The 17,857-nt window shown below is 76.0% G+C and carries 15 protein-coding genes and 1 riboswitch; of the genes, 7 read left to right on the forward strand and 8 right to left on the reverse strand.

Annotated elements, in window-relative coordinates; all coding sequences use genetic code 11:
* Positions 1-45: 45 nt before the first annotated feature.
* Positions 46-2,004: an amylosucrase gene (locus tag F1544_RS03515; protein WP_167582144.1), complete on the forward strand. Its 1,959-nt coding sequence runs from the start codon at positions 46-48 to the stop codon at positions 2,002-2,004.
* Here F1544_RS03515 and F1544_RS03520 read toward each other — a convergent pair.
* Positions 1,901-2,899: a hypothetical protein gene (locus F1544_RS03520; RefSeq protein ID WP_167582146.1), complete on the reverse strand. Its 999-nt coding sequence runs from the start codon at positions 2,897-2,899 to the stop codon at positions 1,901-1,903. The genes F1544_RS03515 and F1544_RS03520 overlap by 104 nt on opposite strands.
* Entirely contained in the window at positions 2,892-5,978 is a 3,087-nt protein-coding gene (locus F1544_RS03525) for an SNF2-related protein (protein WP_167582148.1), read from the reverse strand. Before F1544_RS03525 ends, F1544_RS03520 begins: the two co-directional genes overlap by 8 nt.
* A 140-nt stretch (positions 5,979-6,118) precedes the next feature.
* On the opposite strand from F1544_RS03525, the gene F1544_RS03530 reads away from it, so the two are divergent.
* Positions 6,119-7,108 carry a hypothetical protein gene (locus F1544_RS03530; RefSeq protein ID WP_167582150.1) on the forward strand — a complete coding sequence of 330 codons (990 nt, stop codon included), beginning with the start codon at positions 6,119-6,121 and terminating at the stop codon, positions 7,106-7,108.
* An 11-nt stretch (positions 7,109-7,119) separates the two neighbouring features.
* On the opposite strand, the gene F1544_RS03535 is transcribed toward F1544_RS03530, so the two are convergent.
* Positions 7,120-7,989: a class I SAM-dependent methyltransferase gene (locus F1544_RS03535; RefSeq protein WP_167582152.1), complete on the reverse strand. Its 870-nt coding sequence runs from the start codon at positions 7,987-7,989 to the stop codon at positions 7,120-7,122.
* A 4-nt stretch (positions 7,990-7,993) separates the two neighbouring features.
* Positions 7,994-8,599 (reverse strand): LmrA/YxaF family transcription factor, encoded by a 606-nt coding sequence (locus F1544_RS03540; RefSeq protein ID WP_244307804.1) that lies wholly within the window; start codon positions 8,597-8,599, stop codon positions 7,994-7,996.
* Positions 8,600-8,613: 14 nt separating this feature from the next.
* Between F1544_RS03540 and F1544_RS03545 the strand changes: the two genes are divergently transcribed.
* Together F1544_RS03545 and F1544_RS03550 are read left to right on the forward strand one after the other, a co-directional pair.
* A complete protein-coding gene (locus F1544_RS03545; protein ID WP_167582153.1) occupies positions 8,614-10,071 on the forward strand; it encodes an MFS transporter in 1,458 nt (485 codons plus the stop codon).
* A complete protein-coding gene (locus F1544_RS03550; RefSeq protein ID WP_167582155.1) occupies positions 10,068-10,769 on the forward strand; it encodes an SDR family oxidoreductase in 702 nt (233 codons plus the stop codon). Before F1544_RS03545 ends, F1544_RS03550 begins: the two co-directional genes overlap by 4 nt.
* A 30-nt stretch (positions 10,770-10,799) precedes the next feature.
* On the opposite strand, the gene add is transcribed toward F1544_RS03550, so the two are convergent.
* Complete coding sequence (add, locus tag F1544_RS03555) at positions 10,800-11,798, reverse strand: adenosine deaminase (RefSeq protein ID WP_167582283.1); 999 nt, start codon at positions 11,796-11,798, stop codon at positions 10,800-10,802.
* A gap of 210 nt (positions 11,799-12,008) precedes the next feature.
* On the opposite strand from add, the gene F1544_RS23910 reads away from it, so the two are divergent.
* Positions 12,009-13,355 (forward strand): alpha-L-fucosidase, encoded by a 1,347-nt coding sequence (locus F1544_RS23910; protein WP_373368052.1) that lies wholly within the window; start codon positions 12,009-12,011, stop codon positions 13,353-13,355.
* Complete coding sequence (locus F1544_RS03565; protein ID WP_167582159.1) at positions 13,352-14,848, forward strand: alpha-L-fucosidase; 1,497 nt, start codon at positions 13,352-13,354, stop codon at positions 14,846-14,848. The genes F1544_RS23910 and F1544_RS03565 overlap by 4 nt, the downstream gene beginning before the upstream one ends.
* Positions 14,849-14,906: 58 nt before the next feature.
* Here F1544_RS03565 and F1544_RS03570 read toward each other — a convergent pair whose 3' ends face one another.
* The 3 genes from F1544_RS03570 to F1544_RS03580 all read right to left on the reverse strand — a co-directional run bounded on the left by F1544_RS03570 (position 14,907) and on the right by F1544_RS03580 (position 16,983).
* Positions 14,907-15,221, reverse strand: coding sequence for a DMT family transporter (locus F1544_RS03570; protein ID WP_167582285.1), 315 nt, complete (start codon positions 15,219-15,221; stop codon positions 14,907-14,909).
* Positions 15,222-15,231: 10 nt separating this feature from the next.
* A riboswitch (guanidine-III (ykkC-III) riboswitch) is annotated at positions 15,232-15,298 on the reverse strand.
* Positions 15,299-15,347: 49 nt separating this feature from the next.
* Positions 15,348-16,364, reverse strand: coding sequence for an NADP-dependent oxidoreductase (locus tag F1544_RS03575; protein WP_167582161.1), 1,017 nt, complete (start codon positions 16,362-16,364; stop codon positions 15,348-15,350).
* Between the two features lie 112 nt (positions 16,365-16,476).
* Complete coding sequence (locus F1544_RS03580; protein ID WP_167582163.1) at positions 16,477-16,983, reverse strand: nitroreductase family deazaflavin-dependent oxidoreductase; 507 nt, start codon at positions 16,981-16,983, stop codon at positions 16,477-16,479.
* A gap of 87 nt (positions 16,984-17,070) precedes the next feature.
* On the opposite strand from F1544_RS03580, the gene F1544_RS03585 reads away from it, so the two are divergent.
* Positions 17,071-17,748, forward strand: a complete 678-nt coding sequence (locus tag F1544_RS03585) for a TetR/AcrR family transcriptional regulator (protein ID WP_208971232.1) — start codon at positions 17,071-17,073, stop codon at positions 17,746-17,748.
* The last annotated feature ends 109 nt before the right edge of the window (positions 17,749-17,857 follow it).

The following is a 17,857-nucleotide window of genomic DNA, read 5'->3' on the forward strand; positions in this document are numbered from 1 at the left end:
GAGGGCTTGGGACAGTGGCCCTCCCCGCCCGCCCAGGAGGACGCCGTGCCCGCTCGCCCCGCCGCACCCGCCGGCCCGCCCGTCCCGGACGACGTGCTGGCGGGCCTCTCCGCCGAGCGCCGCGAGCTCTTCGACCTGCGCGTGCAGCGGTGGTGGCCCGACCTGCGCGACGGCCTGGCCGACGTCTACCCGGCCGAGGTCGTCGACGGGCTCGCGCAGCGGCTGCTCGCGTCCGCGGCCGCCGCCTACGCCGAGCGCGAGGAGGACCTGCACCGCCTCGACCAGGAGCGCACCCTGCGCCCGGACTGGTTCCAGGAACCCACGATGCTGGGCTACGCGGCCTACACCGAGCGGTTCGCCGGGACCCTCGCGGGCGTGCACGACCGGCTGGGCCACCTCGCCGACCTCGGCGTCACCTACCTGCACCTCATGCCGGTCCTGCAGCCGCGCTCGGGCGACAGCGACGGTGGCTACGCGGTGGCCGACTACCGCGCGGTGCGCTCCGACCTCGGCACCGTCGAGGACCTGCGCGACCTCGCCCGGGCCCTGCGGGGCCGGGGCGTCAGCCTCGTCCTGGACCTCGTGCTGAACCACGTCGCGCGCGAGCACGCGTGGGCCCAGGCCGCCCGGCGCGGGGACGAGCACCACCGCCGCTACTTCCGGATCCACCCCGACCGGAGCGTCCCCGACGCCTACGAGCGCACCCTGCCCGAGGTGTTCCCGGACTTCGCGCCGGGGAACTTCACCTGGGACGACGAGCTGGACGGCTGGGTCTGGACGACGTTCAACGCGTTCCAGTGGGACGTCGACTGGTCGAACCCCGACGTCCTGGTCGAGTACGCCGACATCGTGCTGTTCCTCGCGAACCTCGGCGTCGACGTGCTGCGCCTGGACGCGATCGCGTTCCTCTGGAAGCGGCTGGGCACCACCTGCCAGAACGAGCCCGAGGTGCACTCGCTGACCCAGGTGCTGCGCGCCCTGACCCGGATCGCCTGCCCCGCAGTGCTCCTGAAGGCCGAGGCGATCGTGGCGCCCGCCGACCTCGTGCACTACCTGGGCCGCGGCCGCCACCACGGCCGGGTCAGCGACCTCGCCTACCACAACACCCTCATGGTGCAGGTCTGGTCGATGCTCGCGGCGCGCGACGTCCGGCTGGCCACCCACGCGCTGCGGGCGCTGCCCGCCGTGCCGACGTCCACCGCGTGGATCACCTACGTCCGCTGCCACGACGACATCGGCTGGGCGATCTCCGACGCCGACGCCGAGGCGGTGGGCCTGTCCGGGTTCTGGCACCGCTCGTTCCTGTCCGACTGGTACAGCGGGGAGTTCCCCGGGTCATCCGCGCGCGGGCTGGTGTTCCAGGAGAACCCCGCGACGCGCGACCGGCGGATCAGCGGGACCGCGGCCGACCTGACGGGCCTCACGGCGGCGCGCGAGGCCGGTGACGACGCCGGGGTCGACGCGGCGGTCGCGCGGGTGCTGATGGCGCACGCCGTCGTCCTGGCCTGGGGCGGGATCCCCGTGCTGTGGATGGGCGACGAGCTCGGGCAGTCCGGCGACCCGGGCTGGGCCGGGGAGGAGGGGCACGAGGCCGACAACCGCTGGGTGCACCGCCCGTGGCTGGACGACGCCGAGCTCGCCGCGGCCGCCGACCCGGCCACCGTGCCGGGCCGGGTCCTCGCCGGGCTGCGGCACCTCGTGCGCGTGCGCGCCGGCCTGCCCCACCTGCACGCCTCGGTCGCGGCGGAGGTCCTCGAGGTGAGCGACCCCGGCGTCCTGGCCGTGCTGCGGCGCCACCCCGTGGGCGACCTGCTGTGCCTCTACAACGTGACCGGTGAGTGGCGTGCGTGGCCCGGGCACCGCGTCCGCGAGCTCGGCCTGGCGGAGGCCGAGGACGCGCTCACCGGGGCCGGGGTGCCGTGGGGCGGCGACGGGGACGTGTGGCTGCCGCCGGCGGGAGCGCTCTGGCTGCGGGTCCCCGACCGGCCGGCGTCGTCGCGCTGAGCCCCGGCGCGGCCGGGGCCGGGTCAGTCGGAGAGGTGTCGGTCGCGGAGGTACCGGTCGGTGAGGGGACGTCGGGCGGGCCGATCGCGGGCGTCTCCTGCGCCGCCGCGCCGGCGAGCGCCGCGTAGACCGCGGCGAGGCCCGCGACGGCCTGCGCCACCCGCTCCCGCTCGCGCCGCGGGTCCTCCGCGCGCAGCAGCGGGCGGAACACCCCGGCCAGCAGGTCCGGGTCCCGGACGGCGGTCGCGGGGCGGTGCCACAGGCCCGGGGGCAGCACGGGAGCCCCGCCCGGGCCGTCCCAGAAGTCGGCCGCCGGGTCCTCCTCGGGCGCGGCCGGGAGCTCGGGCACCACGACGAGCGCGCGGCCGCCGCGCGAGAGCCCCTCCAGCGGAACACCTCTGGCCCGCAGCCACGTCGCCGGGGCGTCGTCGGCCAGGTCCGCGACCGCGAGGGCCAGGGCGACGGCGTGCTTGCACAGCGGGTCCGGGTCCGGGCAGCTGCAGACGAACTCGACGTCGTCCTCGGTGAGCCCCGTCGGCCGCGGCGGGGGTGTGCGGGCCCCGCGGCCCGCCTGGGCGGCCAGGTCGGCGGTGCCCGCGAGCAGCGCTGCGAGCAGCCGCGGGTCGTCCAGCAGCAGCCGGAACAGCCGCGCCGCCTCGTCGCGGGGCAGGGCGCGGACGTGGACCTGCACGTCGTGCTGGAGGCCGCTCGCGCCGTGCACGGTCGCCGTGAAGCGGCCGCGGGCCACGTCGATCCGGCCGACGGCCCCCTCCTCGAGCAGGACGAGCCCCCGGTCGTGGCGGCCCGGGTCGGCGAGGTCCTCGACGAGCCGCGCGAGCTCCTCGCCCGACGTCGCGGCGCGCGCGTCGGCGAGGTGCCCCAGGCCTTCACGCATCGACGGCCTCCTGCGACAGCACCAGCAGCTCCCGCAGCGCCTCGGTGCCGAGCTCGGTCAGCCAGCCCTCGCCCGGCCCGACGACGAGGTCGGCCAGCGCGGACTTGCCCGCGATGACGGCGTCGATGCGCTCCTCGACCGTGCCGGCCGTGACGAGCTTGCGGACCTGCACCGTGCGGTCCTGGCCGATGCGGAACGCGCGGTCGGTCGCCTGGTCCTCCACGGCGGGGTTCCACCACCGGTCGACGTGCAGGACGTGGTTGGCCCGCGTGAGGTTCAGCCCCGTGCCGCCCGCCTTGAGCGAGAGCAGCAGCAGGGGCGGCCCGTCGTCGGACTGGAACCGCCGGACGATGCCGTCGCGCTGGGTGCGGGTGGTCCCGCCGTGAAGGAACGGCACCTCGACCCCGAACCGCTCCTGCAGGTGCGGCGCGAGCATCCGGCCGAACTCCGCGAACTGCGTGAACAGCAGGGCCCGGTCGCCCTCCGCGAGCAGGGACTCGACGAGGTCGTCGACGGCCGCGAGCTTGCCGGAGCGGTGCCGGCCGCCGCGCAGCAGCGGCGACCCGTCGCCGAGGAAGTGCGCGGGGTGGTTGCACACCTGCTTCAGCTGGGTGAGCGTGCGCAGCACGGACCCCTTGCGCTGCATCGGGGACAGGTCGTCGAGCCCGGTCAGCAGCGCGTCGACCGTCGAGCGGTACAGCGCCGCCTGCTCGCGCGTCAGGGACACGGGCACGACCATCTCGATCTTCTCGGGCAGGTCGGCGATGACCGCCTTGTCGGTCTTCACCCGGCGCAGGACGAAGGGCCGGGTCACCGCCCGCAGCCGGGAGGCGGCGGCCGCGTCCGCCCGCAGCTCGATGGGCCGGGCGAAGCGGTCGCGGAACGCCGCGGCCGAGCCGAGCATGCCCGGGTTCACGGCGTCCAGGACGCCGCGCAGCTCCTCCAGGCGGTTCTCCACGGGAGTTCCCGTCAGGGCGATGCGCCGGGCCGCCGGGACGCGGCGCACCGCGCGGGCCTGCCGGGTCGCGGTGTTCTTCACCTGGTGCGCCTCGTCGAGGACGAGCCGGTGCCAGGCCACGCCCGCGAGCTCGTCGACGTCGGAGGCCAGCACGCCGTAGGTCGTCACGACGACGTCGGCGTCCGCGTAGGCCGCGACCGCCTCGCCGCGCGCCCGCGACGCCCCGTGGTGCACCCGCACGCGCAGGGTCGGGGCGAAGCGCGCCGCCTCCCGCGACCAGTTGCCCACCAGCGACATCGGGCAGACCAGCAGCGTCGGCCCGGGGGAGGGCGCGTCGTCGCGCTCGTGCAGCAGCAGCGCCAGCACCTGCACCGTCTTGCCCAGCCCCATGTCGTCGGCCAGCACCGAGCCGAGGCCCAGGCGGTCCAGGAACGCCAGCCACGACAGCCCGCGGTGCTGGTAGGGCCGCAGGACCCCCTGCAGCGCAGCGGGGACGGGGACCTGGACGACCTCGGCCTCCGTGCCGCGCAGCAGCCCGTCCACCCAGCCGCGGGCCGTCACGGCGGACAGCGGCACCGGCAGGGCATCGGCGCCCGCGAGCTCGGCGACGAGCCCGGCGAGCGAGGCGGGGGCGTCGTCGCGGCGCTGCCGCGCGCGCCGCACGAACCGCCGGGCGGCGGCGAGGCTGCCCGGCTGCAGGCGCACCCACTCCCCGCGCAGCCACACCAGGGGCGAGGCCGCGTCGGCGAGCACGCCGAGCTCGTCCTCGGTCAGGACGTCCCCGCCGAGCGCCACCGACCAGTCCCACGACACCAGGGCCGCGAACCCCAGCGGGCGCTCCCCGCCGGCGTCGCGCGAGCCCTGCACGTCGAGGCGCAGGGAGGGGGCGACGCGCGTCCAGTCGCGCGGGAGCAGCAGGGTGACGTCCGCCTCGCGCAGCAGGTCGGCGCCGTGCTCGACCAGCCCGAGCGCGGTCGTCGTCGTGACCCAGAGCCGGCCCTCGTCGACGGCGTCGCGCCGGGCCGCGCGCAGCGACGGCAGGACGGTCAGCGCCCGCCGCAGCCCGTCGCGCAGGGCCGCGACGGCCTCGCGGTCCCCCGTGAGCCCGGCGAGGGGCTCGGGCACCGCGCCGTCGAGGCGGACCAGGACGTCCACGGGCCAGGCCGCGTCGTCTCCGGCCGCCACCTCGTCGTCGGACCACCGCGGCTCCTGCAGGCGCAGCACCACCTCGACCCGCCGCCGGCGGTGCGAGGCGACCCAGGTGGCCAGGTCGGCGCGCAGCCGCGCCCAACGCGAGGCGTCGACGCCCAGGGCCGTGCCCCGCACCAGGGCGGTCAGCAGCGGGTGGGCGTCGGTCAGGACGGGCTCGACGCGCGCGTCCCCGGCGGCCCGCTCGCGCACCAGCACGGGCACGACCGCGTCGAGCAGCCCGGCCAGGACCTCCTCGGCCGTGCCCGCCGTGGCCCCCCTGGACCCCGTGCGCAGGGCCGTGGACAGAGCCGGGGGCAGGGCGGCGGCGTGGGCGGCGATCCACGCGCGGACGTCCTCGTCGGGGGCGAGGCGCCACGTCGCCCGCACCACGTCGGTGCCGGGCTCGGAGACCGCCTCGGGCACCACGCGCCCCGCCTCGACGAGCCGCTCGACGTCGCGCACGAGGGCCGCGAGGTGCCGGACCTCGCGCCCCACGAGGAGGGCGGGACCCTCGGCGACGCAGCGCAGCGCGGCCAGGCTCGTCGCGACGTCGGGGGCCGCCACGGGCAGCGCCACGACCTCTAGGGCGGTCGACCCCGCGGGGCGGCGCTGCTGCGGGACCCGGCCGACGGCCTCGGGGCTGCGGACCGGCACGCCGTCGCGCACCGGCATGAGGACCCGCACGGTCCGCGCCGGGCCGGTCAGCGCCGCGCGCAGCGACGCGTCCGGCAGGGACCGGGCCAGCGCGCGCCGCTCGGCCGCCGGCAGGGCCCCCGGGTGGGCGGCGAGCCCGGCGCCGAGCTCCCAGCGCGAGTGCCGCTCCAGCCACCAGACCACGCCGTGCGCCGGGGAGAGGACCGCGTGCACCACCGCGGGACCGGCGGGCGGGGCGGACGCCGGTCCGGTCGCGGAGGTGGTGCGCAGGACCATGGCGCCATGGTGGACGACGCCACCGACAGCAGCCCGGCCCCGTGCCCCGCCCCGCGCCCCGCCCCGCGCCGGGGCGCCGCGACCGGGACCCGCTGGGTAGGGTCGGCCGCCCGTCCCCGACGTCCCGAGGTGCCCGAGCCGTGCCGAAGAAGAAGTCCTCCCGCACGTCGTCGCGCCCCGTCCGCACGCCGGTCGTCCGCTCCCCGCTGCGCACGGGCGGGCGCGCGATCGGCGACCTGCAGGTGCCGTTCCGGGCCTTCCTGGAGGCCGAGGCGGACGCGGTCGGGGCGGACGCGCCTGAGGCGGACGCAGTCGCGGTGGCCGGCACCGAGGTGGACGGGATCGAGGCTCCGGACGACTGGATGTCCCCGGGCGACGTCGAGGCCCGGCTCATGGAGTCCCTCGGTTGGCTCCTGCTCTCGCAGGGCGAGGACGTCGCTCCGTCCTCGGCCACGTACTTCACGGCCGCGGAGCTGCAGGGCCTCCTGGGGGAGGTCCTGCCCGCGGTCGCCGAGGCCAACGACCTGGACCTGCCCGAGCTCCGCGAGGAGGTCGCGTCCTCGTGGGCGTCCTACCTGGAGTTCCTCGGCGAGTCGGGCAGCTGGCGCGGGGAGGACGAGGAGCTCGCGGACTGCCTCGACGTCGTCGCGGCCGACGCCCCCGGCGAGCTCGGCGGCGACGTCCTCGACGCCCTGGCCGTGGCGGTCTCCGGCGTCACGCTGGAGGAGGAGCTCGCGGCGCTCGCGGCCGTCCCCGTCGTGGCCGCGGCCACCGCCGAGGAGGACCTCGCGCCTGAGGCCCGGCGTGCCGCCGACCGCGCCGTCCTCGTCGGCTGGATCGTGGAGCAGGTCACCGGCGCGACGGTCGAGGCCGGCATGGTCGGTGGCCTCTCGGCGCTCGCCTCTGCCGTGCTGGGGCGGCCGATGTCGACCGGGGAGCTGCAGGCGACGGTCGGGCCCGACCAGCCGGAGGCGATGTCGGCCGCCCTCGACCTCGTGAGCCGCCTCACCGCGGGCGGGGTCCTGTCGGCCGACGAGCCGTGGACCGCGCCCGCGGGCCTCGGCCCGGCGATCGCGGCGTCCGTCCGGGTGTTCTTCACCGACGACGAGGAGCCGGCCGCGGAGGGCTGACGACCCGTCCCTCAGCGCCAGGAGCTGAGGGCGACGGGCCGCATCGACTCGCTGAAGCGCCCGTCGTCGCTCGCCGCGGCCAGCAGCGCCCGCAGGTCGCGGTCGAAGGCGGGCAGCCGGTCGCCGAAGAGGTGCGGGGTCGAGCTGGAGAGCGAGTACACCGACGCGGCGACCTCCTCGACCGTGCGCTCGACGACGCGGCCGGGCAGCTCGACGCGCTCCGGCCCGGAGAACCCGGCGGCACGGAGGACGTCGTCCTCGTCGCCTGCCGTCCGCCCGGCCAGCACGCGCTGCGCGGGGGTCTGCCGCGGGCCGAGGTGCGCCTCGACCAGCGCCTCGACCGCCCGCCGCGGGGGCCGGGGGTGGGGCAGGTCGTCGGGGCCGTCGAGGCCCTCGTGCGTGACGGCGCCCACGTGCAGCAGGGCCCCGCCGGCGATGAGCATCGACCGCACCGCCGCGGCCACCCGTGGGCGGTCCATCCAGTGGAAGGACTGGGCGAAGGTCACCAGCCGGGGGGCCGGGAGGTCCGCCGGGAGGTCCTCGGCGCGCAGCCGCCGCCAGGAGACGTCGCCCACCCCCTGGCGGTCCGCCTGCCGGGCCGCCTCGGCGAGCATGTCCGCGTCCGCGTCGATGCCCACGGCCTGCGCCACGAGGGGTGCGAGCGGCAGCGTCAGCGACCCCGGGCCGCAGCCGACGTCGAGCAGGACGCCCGTGCCGTCCAGCCCCAGCGTCCGCGCGACCACGCCCGCGAGCTCCGGGGGGTAGGGGACCCGGCCGACCGCGTAGTGGGCCGCGCTGCCGGCATAGAGCAGCGGGTCCCCACCGGCCACGTCCCCGCCGGCCACGTCCCCACCGGCCACGTCCCCCGGGCCCTGCGTCATCCCCTCAGCGTGCCACCGCGGGCGGCGCCAGCAGGGGCAGGAGCTCGCGCTCGACGGCGTCCAGCGGTGCCGTCGAGCGCTGCGCGCGCGCCTGGAGGAGCGCACCCTGCACGGCGGCCTGGAGCAGCGAGGCCAGCGACGCGGCGCGCTCGGCGGGGAAGCCGTCGCGGCGCAGCACCGCGGCCGCGTCGCTCCGCCAGTCCGCCAGGCCGGTCGCGGCCGCCTCGCGCAGCGCCTCGTTGCCGGCGGCGACGTCCACGACGGTCGCGGCGAACGGGCACCCGCGGGCGTAGTCGCCGTCGGTGAGGGCCGCTCGCCAGCGGGCGACGACCGCGCTCAGCATCGCGGCCGCGCCGGTGCCGTCAGCAGCGGCGGCGCCCACCACGGCGCGCGCGACGACGTCGGCGCGCGCCAGGGCCTCGGCGACGAGCTGCGTCTTGCCGCCGGGGAAGTAGTGCTGCAGCGAGCCGCGCGGGGCCTGGGCGTGGGCGACCACGTCGCGCAGGCCGACGCCGGAGACGCCGCGCTCCTGGATGAGCGCGCGCGCGCTGTCGACCATGCGGTCGCGGGGGCCGGGTGCTTCGGGGTTCGACGTCATGACGAGTGTCATGCTACAACCTCCCCATGGATTATGACGGTCGTCATGTTCGGCGGGACCGGCGCTCGTGGTGGGGCGTCGCCGTCGCGTGCCTCGGCATGACGATGAGCTTCCTGACCATCACCGCCACCGTCTCCTCGCTGTCCGCGATCCAGGCGGACCTGGGGCTCAGCAGCGTCCAGCTCGTCTGGGTCAGCAGCGCCTACCCGCTCGCCCTCGCCGCGCTCGTGCTCTCGGCCGGCACCCTCGGCGACGTCCTCGGGCGCCGCCGGGTGTTCCAGGCGGGCAGCCTCGTGCTCGCCGCCGGGGCCGTCGTCACCGCGACCGCGGGCTCCGCCGGTGCGGTCGTCACCGGCGAGGTGGTCATGGGGGCCGGCGCCGCGCTCGTCGTGCCGAACAGCCTGGCGCTGGTCGCCGGCACCTTCGGCGACCCGGCCCGGCGGGCCAGCGCGGTGGGCGTCTGGGCGGCCTGCTCGGGCATCGGCCTCGCCGTCGGTCCGCTCTCGGCGGGCCTCCTGCTCGCCTCCTCCGGGTGGCACGCGGTGTTCCTCGTCGACGTGGTGGTCGCGGTCGTGGTCCTCGCCGCCGCGCCCCTGGTCCTGCCCGACACCCGCGTCCCCGGCCGCGTCCTCGACGTCCCCGGCACGCTGGCGGCGTTCGTCGCGGTCTCGGCCCTGGTGGTCGGGGTCGTCGAGGTGGGCTCCGACGGCCTCACCGGCGCGGTCCCGGTGGCCGCAGGCGCCCTCGCCGTCCTCGCCCTGCTCGCCTTCGTCGCGATCGAGCGCCGCAGCAGCCACCCCGTGGTGGACCTCGCCCTCTTCCGCTCGCGCCGCTTCACGACGGCGCTGGTCGTCGCCGCGGTCGCGCTGTTCGCCTTCACGGGCGTCGCGCTCGTCCTCGTCCTCGACCTGCAGCGCGTGCACGGCGTCACGGGCCTCGGCTCCGGGTGGCGGCTGCTCGGGCTGATGGGCCCCTACGTCGTCGTCAGCGCCCTCGCGGCGCGCGTCGTGCGGCGCGCCGGGGTCCGCCCAACCCTCGTCACCGGCCTCCTGCTGACCGCGGCCGGGGCGCTGCTCGCCCGCGCCACCGGCCCGCAGACGTCCTTCGCCCTCACCTGGCCGGGGTACCTGCTCGTCGGCGTCGGCCTCGGGCTGCTCATCGCCCCCACGACCGCGGCGGCGCTCGCCGGCCTGGACGCCGCCCGCACCGGCATGGCCGGCGCCACCCTCACGACCGTGCGCCAGGTCGGTGCCGCCCTGGGCGGCAGCGTGCTCGGCACGGTCGTCACCCGCGGCTACGCCGACCGGCTGCGCTCGGGCGCCGGCGACCCCACCGCCGCCTTCTCCGCCGCCGTGGGCGACGGGCTCCTCGTGGCCGTCGTCGTCCTCGTGCTGGCGGCCGCCCTGCCGCTCCTCCTCCTGCGCACCCCGCGCACCGCTCCGGCCGAAGCGCTCGGCCTCGTCCCCGAAGGATCCCCCCTGTGAACATCTCCGGACGCACCGCTCTCGTCACCGGTGGGCAGCGCGGTCTCGGCCGCGCCCTGGCCGCCGCCCTCCTCGACGCGGGGGCCACGACCGTCCACGTCACCGCCCGCCGACCGGTCCCGAGCGACGACCCGCGGCTCAGGCCCGTCGAGCTGGAGGTGACCGACGCGGCGCAGGTCGCCGCGCTGGCGCAGCGCCTCGGCGACGTCTCGATCGTCGTGAACAACGCCGGGGTCGACCGCTCCACCGACCTGCTGACGGGGGACTTCGCCGACGTCCGCGACGAGTTCGAGGTCAACGTGCTGGGCCTGCTCGCGGTGTCGCGCGCCTTCGCGCCGGTCCTCGCCGCGGCCGGGGGAGGCGCGCTGCTCAACGTGCACTCGGCGCTGTCGTGGGGGAGCGCGGGCAACGGCTACAGCGCCTCGAAGGCGGCCGCTTGGTCGGTCACCAACGGCCTGCGGGCGGCGCTCGCACCGGCCGGGACGCTCGTCACCGGGTTGCACCTCGGCTACACCGACACCGACATGACGGCGCACGTGGACGCCCCGAAGAACGACCCGCGCGACGTCGCCCGCGCGGCCGTCCAGGGGATCCTCGACGACGCCACCGAGGTGCTCGCCGACGACACGAGCCGCTTCGTGAAGTCCGCGCTGGCGGGCGACCCCGTGCACCTCGGGCTCGCGCGCGCGGCCGCCTGAGCCTCCCGGACGCGGCGACCCCGCCCCGGCTCAGCCGGTGGGCGGCACCGAGAGCACGGCGTAGGCGTCGAGCTCGGCGAGGAGCTCCTCGCGCCGCTCGTCGCTGATCCAGGCGATCTCGAAGGCGTTGCGCTGGAGCTGGATGAGCTCGTCGGGCGTGAGGTCGGCCGCCTCCGCCAGGGCGCGGGCGTTCTCGTTGACGTAGCCGCCGAAGTAGGCCGGGTCGTCGGAGTTCACGGTCACCTTCACGCCCGTGCGCAGCAGCATCGCGATCACGGGCGCCTTCGAGTCGTCGGTGACGAAGGAGTTCGACACCGGGCAGCAGGTCAGCCCGATGCCGCGCTCGCGCACCAGGGCCAGCAGCCGGGCGTCCTCGACCACGTTCGTGCCGTGGTCGAGGCGCTCGGTGCCCAGGTCCTCCAGCGCCTGCCGGAGGTGCTCGACGCTGTCCTCCTGGTCGACGTCGCAGTGCATCGTCAGGTGGAACCCCGCCTCGCGGGCGGTGGCGAAGACCTCGGTGAACTTCGCGGGCGGGTTCCCGCGCTCGTCGGAGTCGAGCCCCACCCCGACGATGAGGTCCTTGAAGGGCAGCGCCGCGCGGATCGTCTCGGCCGCGCTCTCGACCGGCAGGTCGCGGACGATGCAGAGGATCAGCGCGGACGTGATGCCCAGCTCGGCCTCCGCCTCGACGGTCGCGCGGTGGTAGCCGCGCACGACCGTCTCGAACGGCACCCCGCGGCCGACGTGGACCTGCGGGTCGAAGAACACCTCCGCGTGGCGCACGTCCTGGGACGCGGCCTTGCGCAGGTAGGCGAGCGCGAGGTCGTGGAAGTCCTCCTCGGTCACCAGCACGTCCATCGCCGGGTAGTAGACGGCCAGGAAGGAGGCCAGGGAGTCGAAGACGTAGGTGGCGCGGACCTCCTCGACCGTCGTCTGGCCGATGTCCACGCCGTTGCGCTGCGCCAGCTCGAGCTTGAGCTCGGGCTCGAGGGTGCCCTCGAGGTGCACGTGCAGCTCGCACTTGGGCATGAGGTCGATGAAGGGGCCGAGGTCCACGCGCCCATCATGGCGGCCCCCGCGGCGGGCGTCGACGGGTGCCCGCGGTTCCCCGTTGACAAGACGTCAGACGTCTGTGACCGTGACTGCGACGACGAGGTCCCGGGGCGGCGACGAGGCGTGACCCCGGACCTCGGGCACCCGGGGAGCTCCGCGGGCGCCCGCCCGACTCCGACGGAGGACATCCGCGTGGCCCACTCCGAGCACGTCCGGCCCGAGAACTACCGCCGCTTCGAGCGGGAGGTCCCGGCCTGGTACCGCGACGCCAAGTTCGGCATCTTCGTCCACTGGGGCGCCTACTCCGTGCCCGCGTGGGCGGAACCCATCGGCGAGCTGGGGACGATCGACGCCAAGACGTGGTTCGCCCACAACCCCTACGCCGAGTGGTACGCCAACACCATCCGCATCGACGGCAGCCCCGCCCAGCAGCACCAGCAGGACGTGCACGGCGGCGCGCCGTACGACGACTTCCTCGACCGGTGGACGGCCGAGGACTTCGACGCCGACGCCGTCCTGGACCTCTTCCGGCGGGCCGGTGCGCGCTACGTCGTCCCGACGACCAAGCACCACGACGGCATCACCCTGTGGGACGCCCCCGGCACCGACGGCCGCAACACCGTGGCCCGCGGCCCTCGCCGCGACCTGGTGGGGGAGTTCGCGACCGCCGCGCGCGCGGCCGGCCTGCGCTTCGGCGTCTACTACTCCGGCGGGCTCGACTGGCACGTGAGCGACTTCCCCGCGCTGGACGACATGGACTTCTCGGCCCGGCGTCCCGTGGACGAGGCGTACACCGACTACGCCAACGCACACTTGGACGACCTCGTCGAGCGCTACGCCCCCGACGTCCTGTGGGGCGACATCGAGTGGCCCGACGCGGGCAAGCCCGCGGGCCCCCGCAGCTTCGAGCACGTGCTGGACCGCTTCTACGCCGCGAACCCCGAGGGCGTGGTCAACGACCGGTTCGGGGCCACCCACTGGGACTTCCGCACGAGCGAGTACCAGCAGGGCCGCGACAACGAGGACGACAGCGCCTGGGAGAACTGCCGCGGCGTCGGCTACTCGTTCGGCTACAACCAGGTCGAGGACGCCTCGCACTACATGGACGGCCCGGCCGCGGTCCGCCACCTGCTGGACGTCGTCTCGCGCGGCGGGAACTTCCTGCTGAACGTCGGCCCCGACAGCCGCGGGCGGATCCCGGAGCTGCAGCGGCAGTGCCTGGAGGGCGTCGCGGACTGGATGGAGCTGCACGCGGCCGCGGTGCACGGCACCACGGTGCTGGACGCGGCGCTCGCCTCGGCGGGCGAGGAGCCCTGGGTGCGCTGGACGCGCGCGGGCGACACCGCGCACGCCGTGGTGGACGCGGCCGGCGAGGTGGCACTCGCGGCCGACCCGGCCCGGCTCGACGTCGCTTCCGCCCGCCTGCTCGACGGCACGCCGGTGCCCGCCCGCGCCGAGGGCGACGGCATCGTCGTCGACGTGCCCGCCGCGAAGGTGCCCGGCCCGGTCGTCGTCGCCCTGGACCTGCGGTGAGCGCGGCCGTCTCCGCCGACGACGCGGAGCTCGCCCGGATCCGGGCCGTCGCGACCGCCGGGCCCTTCCAGCCGGAGTGGCCGTCGCTGCAGACCTACGAGTCCCCGCGCTGGTACGCCGACGCCAAGTTCGGCATCTTCATCCACTGGGGCGTCTACTCGGTGCCGGCGTTCGGCAACGAGTGGTACGCGAGGAACATGTACAAGCAGGGCACGCCGGAGTTCGACCACCACGTCGCGACCTACGGCCCGCAGACCGGGTTCGGCTACAAGGACTTCGTGCCGCAGTTCACGGCCGAGCACTTCGACCCGCAGCAGTGGGCCGCGACGTTCCGGCGGGCCGGGGCGCAGTTCGTCGTGCCGGTCGCCGAGCACCACGACGGGTTCGCGATGTACGACACCGCCCGCTCGCGGTGGAAGTCGTCCGCGATGGGGCCGGGCCGCGACGTGCTGGGGGACCTCGGCGCCGCGGTGCGCGACCAGCACATGGTGCTGGGCGCCTCCTCGCACCGCGCGGAGCACTGGTGGTTCATGAACGGTGGGAACCTCTTCGACTCCGACGTGCGGGACCCGGCGTTCGCCGACCTGTACGGCCCCGCGATGCGCGAGGAGACGGCCCCGAACCAGCAGCACCTCGAGGACTGGCTGCTGCGCACGGTCGAGATCATCGACGGCTACCGCCCGCAGGTGCTGTGGTTCGACTGGTGGATCGAGCAGCCGGCGTTCGAGCCGTACCTGCGGCTGCTCGCCGCCTACTACTACAACGAGGCCGCGCGGTGGGGCCGCGAGGTCGTCATCAACTACAAGTGGGAGGCGTTCGCGCCCGGCAGCGCCGTCTACGACATCGAGCGCGGGGCCATGCCCGGGATCCACCCGCAGGTGTGGCAGAACGACACGTCGGTCTCGCGCACGTCGTGGAGCTTCGTCGAGGGCCACGAGTACAAGGGCGTCGCGGAGCTCGTCGGCGAGCTGGTCGACGTGGTCGCCAAGAACGGCGTGCTGCTGCTGAACATCGGCCCGAAGGCCGACGGCACCATCCCCGCGGCCGAGGTCGAGCTGCTGCACGGTATCGGGGACTGGCTCGACGTCAACGGCGAGGCCGTCTACGGCACGCGGCCGTGGACGATCCCGTCGGAGGGGCCGACGGAGTTCGCCGCCGGGTCCTTCGTGGACGCGACCGCCCGCGAGTACGGCTCCCGCGACGTCCGCTTCACGGCGCGCTCGAACACCACCGGTTCCTACGTCTACGCGACCGTGCTCGCGTGGCCGGAGGACGGCACCGCCCGCATCCGCGCGTTCGGGCGGGCCTCCGGTCTGCTGCCGCTGGAGATCGCGGACGTCACGGTCCTCGGTGCGGGAGAGACGACCTCGCGCCGCACGGGCGACGCGCTCGAGGTCGACCTGCCCGCCGAGCGGCCGAGCGGTGTCGGCGTGGTGGTCCGCGTCCGGGTCGTCGAGCCCGTCGCGGTGCGCCGCACCGACCAGTGGCACTGAGCGAGCCGTTCAGCACCCCACCCGGCGCCCACGGGCGCCGGGCGGGGGCTCCACCGGTTCACGAGGTGATCTTCAACCCCACGACCCCGCCGATGATCATCGCCAGGAAGACGAGCTTGAGGACGGACGCGGACTCCGCCCCGGTCACCATGGCGTAGGCGACCGTCACGACGGCGCCGATGCCGACCCACACCGCGTAGGCGGTGCCGACGGGGAGGTAGCGCAGGGCGTGGGACAGCCCGACCATGCTCGCGACGACCCCCACGACGAACACCGCGGTCGGCAGCTTCCGGCTGAAGCCCTCGGAGCGGTCCAGCGCGGTGGCCCACACCGCCTCCAGCACACCGGAGATGACGAGGAACAACCACGGCACGACGGCCTCCACGGGCCGTCTTGTCGTCGACCGGGTACGGCACCCCTCGTCCGGGAGCCCGCGGGCCGCGGGCTCCCGGCAACCGTGTCACGACCGTTGCGGGGCGGCCAGCCGGCCGCCCGGGGATCAGCCCTGCGCGACCCGGACGACCATCTTGCCGGTGTTCCCGCCGCGCATGAGGTCGAGGAACCCGTCGACGGCGTGGTCGATGCCGTCCACCACGGTCTCGTCGAAGACGACCTGGCCGCTGGTGAGCCAGCCGGTCATGTCGGCCACGAAGTCGGGCAGCCGGTGGAACCAGCCGCCCACCGTGAACCCGCGCAGCGTGAGGCCGCGCGTGACCATGTTCGTGAGGTTGTCGGGCCCGGGGGTGCGCTCGGTGGAGTTGTAGGCCGAGATGGCCCCGCACAGCGCGGCACGGCCGCCGTCCTTGAACGCGTCGAGCGCGGCCTCGAGGTGGTCGCCGCCCACGTTGTCGAAGTAGACGTCGATGCCGTCGGGCGCCACCGTCGGCAGCTGCTCGCGCACGGGGCCGTCCTTGTAGTTGAACGCCGCGTCGTAGCCGTACTTCCCGGTCAGCAGCGCGACCTTCTCGGACGACCCCGCCGAGCCGACGACGCGGGCGGCGCCCTTGAGCCGCGCGATCTGGCCCGCGGCGGTGCCGACGGCCCCGGCCGCCCCGGAGATGAAGACGGTGTCGCCCGGCTTCATCCCGGCGATGTCGAGCAGCCCGACGTAGGCCGTGAGCGCCGTCATCCCGAGGATGCCGAGGTGGGCGGAGGAGGGGACACCGGGCAGGTCGGGGACGACGCGGAACTCGCCGGCGTCGCCTTGGGCGACGGTGCGCCAGCCCTGCATGTGGGACACGAGCGCGCCCACGGCGACGCTGTCCGCGGCGGACTCCACGACGCGGCCCACGGCCCCGCCGGTCATGGTCTCGCCCAGCGCGAAGGGCGGGACGTAGCTGCGTCCCTCGTTCATCCGGCCGCGCATGTACGGGTCGACGGAGAGGAACTCGTTGGCCACGCGGACCTGACCGGGCGCGAGGTCGGGGAGGTCCACCTCGACGGTGCGGAAGTCGTCGTGGGTGGGCCAGCCGTGGGGGCGGGCGACGAGCTGGACCTGCGTGCTGCGAGTCGACATGCCCGCCACGGTAGGCCGCCCGGCCTGCGACCGATGACTGCGGGCGACGCCGGAGCTCCCCACCGGGCCCTCGTCGGTCTCGCCGGGGCGCTGTGACGCCGACCCGGAGCGGTCAGCGGTGCACGCGCTCGGCGGAGGTGATCCGGAAGACGGGGTGCTTCGGCGCCGCGGCCAGCAGTTCCGCGTCGGTCGCGGAGGCGTCGACGCCGTCGAAGAACATGCCGACCTCCCACGCCCAGCGGCGCAGGTACTCCCGCAGCAGGGCCGGCTTGTCGGCGTCGGGGACCTCCACCGCGGTGAAGGCCTCCGACCGCCGGCCGGCGCGCAGCTCGCCGGTGCCCGCGGCCCGGAGGTTGCGCACCCACTGCGTGTGGCCGCGGGGGGCCACGAGGTAGCGCGTCCCGTCGATCGTCAGGGGGTTCACGGGCGTCGTGCGCCACTCGCCGCTGGTGCGGCCGCGGACCGCGAGGACGCGGGAGCCGGCCAGCGGCAGGCCGAGGCGCGTCGAGACCGCCACGAGCGGGTTGAGCACCCGCCGGGTCAGGACGTCGGGGGCCAGGTAGCGGGGCGCCGCGCTGCCGTGAGCGGTGGTCTTGTCGGAGAGCACTGATCTCGTCATGTCCTCAGGATGCACCCCTCGCCCCCACTGCGCAAGAGCACCGCTCTCGTCCGTGAGCACCGATCCCGCATGTGGGAGGATGGCCTCGTGCCTGCCGTCCCCACCGCCCGCGAGCGCGCGCGCCGCGAGCTCACCGCCGACATCCTCGAGGCCGCCCGCCGCCAGCTCGCCGAGTCCGGGGCGGCGGCGCTGTCGGTGCGCGCGGTCGCCCGCGAGCTGGGCCTGGCCTCCTCGGCGCTCTACCGCTACTTCGCCACGCGCGACGAGCTCCTGACGGCGCTGATCGTCGAGGCCTACGGCGACCTCGCCGACGCGGTGGAGGCCGCCGCCGCCCCCCGGCGCGGGCGGTCCCGGCGGGCGCGCTTCACGGGCGGGTGCCGGGCGCTGCGCGCGTGGGCCGTCGAGCACCCCCACGAGTACGCCCTCGTCCACGGTTCCCCCGTCCCCGGCTACCGCGGCGACGAGCGGACGACCGCGGCCGGCGCGCGGGCCCCGCTGGCGCTCCTCGCGGTGCTGGACGGCCTGGAGGACCCGGCCCCCGTCGCCCGCCTGGAACCCCGCCTCGCCGAGGGGGCCTCGCGGATCGCGGCGGCCGGGGCGGGCGCGGTGCCGCCCCGCCTCGTCGTGGCGGCGGCGCAGTGCTGGACGGCGCTGCTGGGCCTGGTCAGCAGCGAGCTGTTCGGTCAGCTCGCGAACACCTTCGACCCGGCCGACGCGTTCGCCGACGCCACGATCGAGGCGCTCGCCGACCGTCTCGGGCTCTGAGCCGCCCGGTCCCCGAGCGGCCTGTTGGGCAACGGGTCCGGAGCCCCGACGTGCGGCCTCGCCGGGAGTGCGTCAGCGTGGGCCGCACTCCGCGGAGCCCCCGGTCGCC

Source organism: Kineococcus rubinsiae (assembly GCF_011839805.1).
GTDB lineage: Bacteria > Actinomycetota > Actinomycetes > Actinomycetales > Kineococcaceae > Kineococcus > Kineococcus rubinsiae.

What these genes read in the sequence shown, in the direction of transcription:
- add (WP_167582283.1), bottom strand. Translation starts at nt 11,798, where the DNA reads ATGCCCAAGTGCGAGCTGCACGTGCACCTCGAGGGCACCCTCGAGCCC.
- F1544_RS03520 (WP_167582146.1), bottom strand. Translation starts at nt 2,899, where the DNA reads ATGCGTGAAGGCCTGGGGCACCTCGCCGACGCGCGCGCCGCGACGTCG.
- F1544_RS03525 (WP_167582148.1), bottom strand. Translation starts at nt 5,978, where the DNA reads ATGGTCCTGCGCACCACCTCCGCGACCGGACCGGCGTCCGCCCCGCCC.
- F1544_RS03580 (WP_167582163.1), bottom strand. Translation starts at nt 16,983, where the DNA reads ATGACGAGATCAGTGCTCTCCGACAAGACCACCGCTCACGGCAGCGCG.
- F1544_RS03540 (WP_244307804.1), bottom strand. Translation starts at nt 8,599, where the DNA reads ATGACACTCGTCATGACGTCGAACCCCGAAGCACCCGGCCCCCGCGAC.
- F1544_RS03575 (WP_167582161.1), bottom strand. Translation starts at nt 16,364, where the DNA reads ATGTCGACTCGCAGCACGCAGGTCCAGCTCGTCGCCCGCCCCCACGGC.
- F1544_RS03545 (WP_167582153.1), top strand. Translation starts at nt 8,614, where the DNA reads ATGGATTATGACGGTCGTCATGTTCGGCGGGACCGGCGCTCGTGGTGG.
- F1544_RS03535 (WP_167582152.1), bottom strand. Translation starts at nt 7,989, where the DNA reads ATGACGCAGGGCCCGGGGGACGTGGCCGGTGGGGACGTGGCCGGCGGG.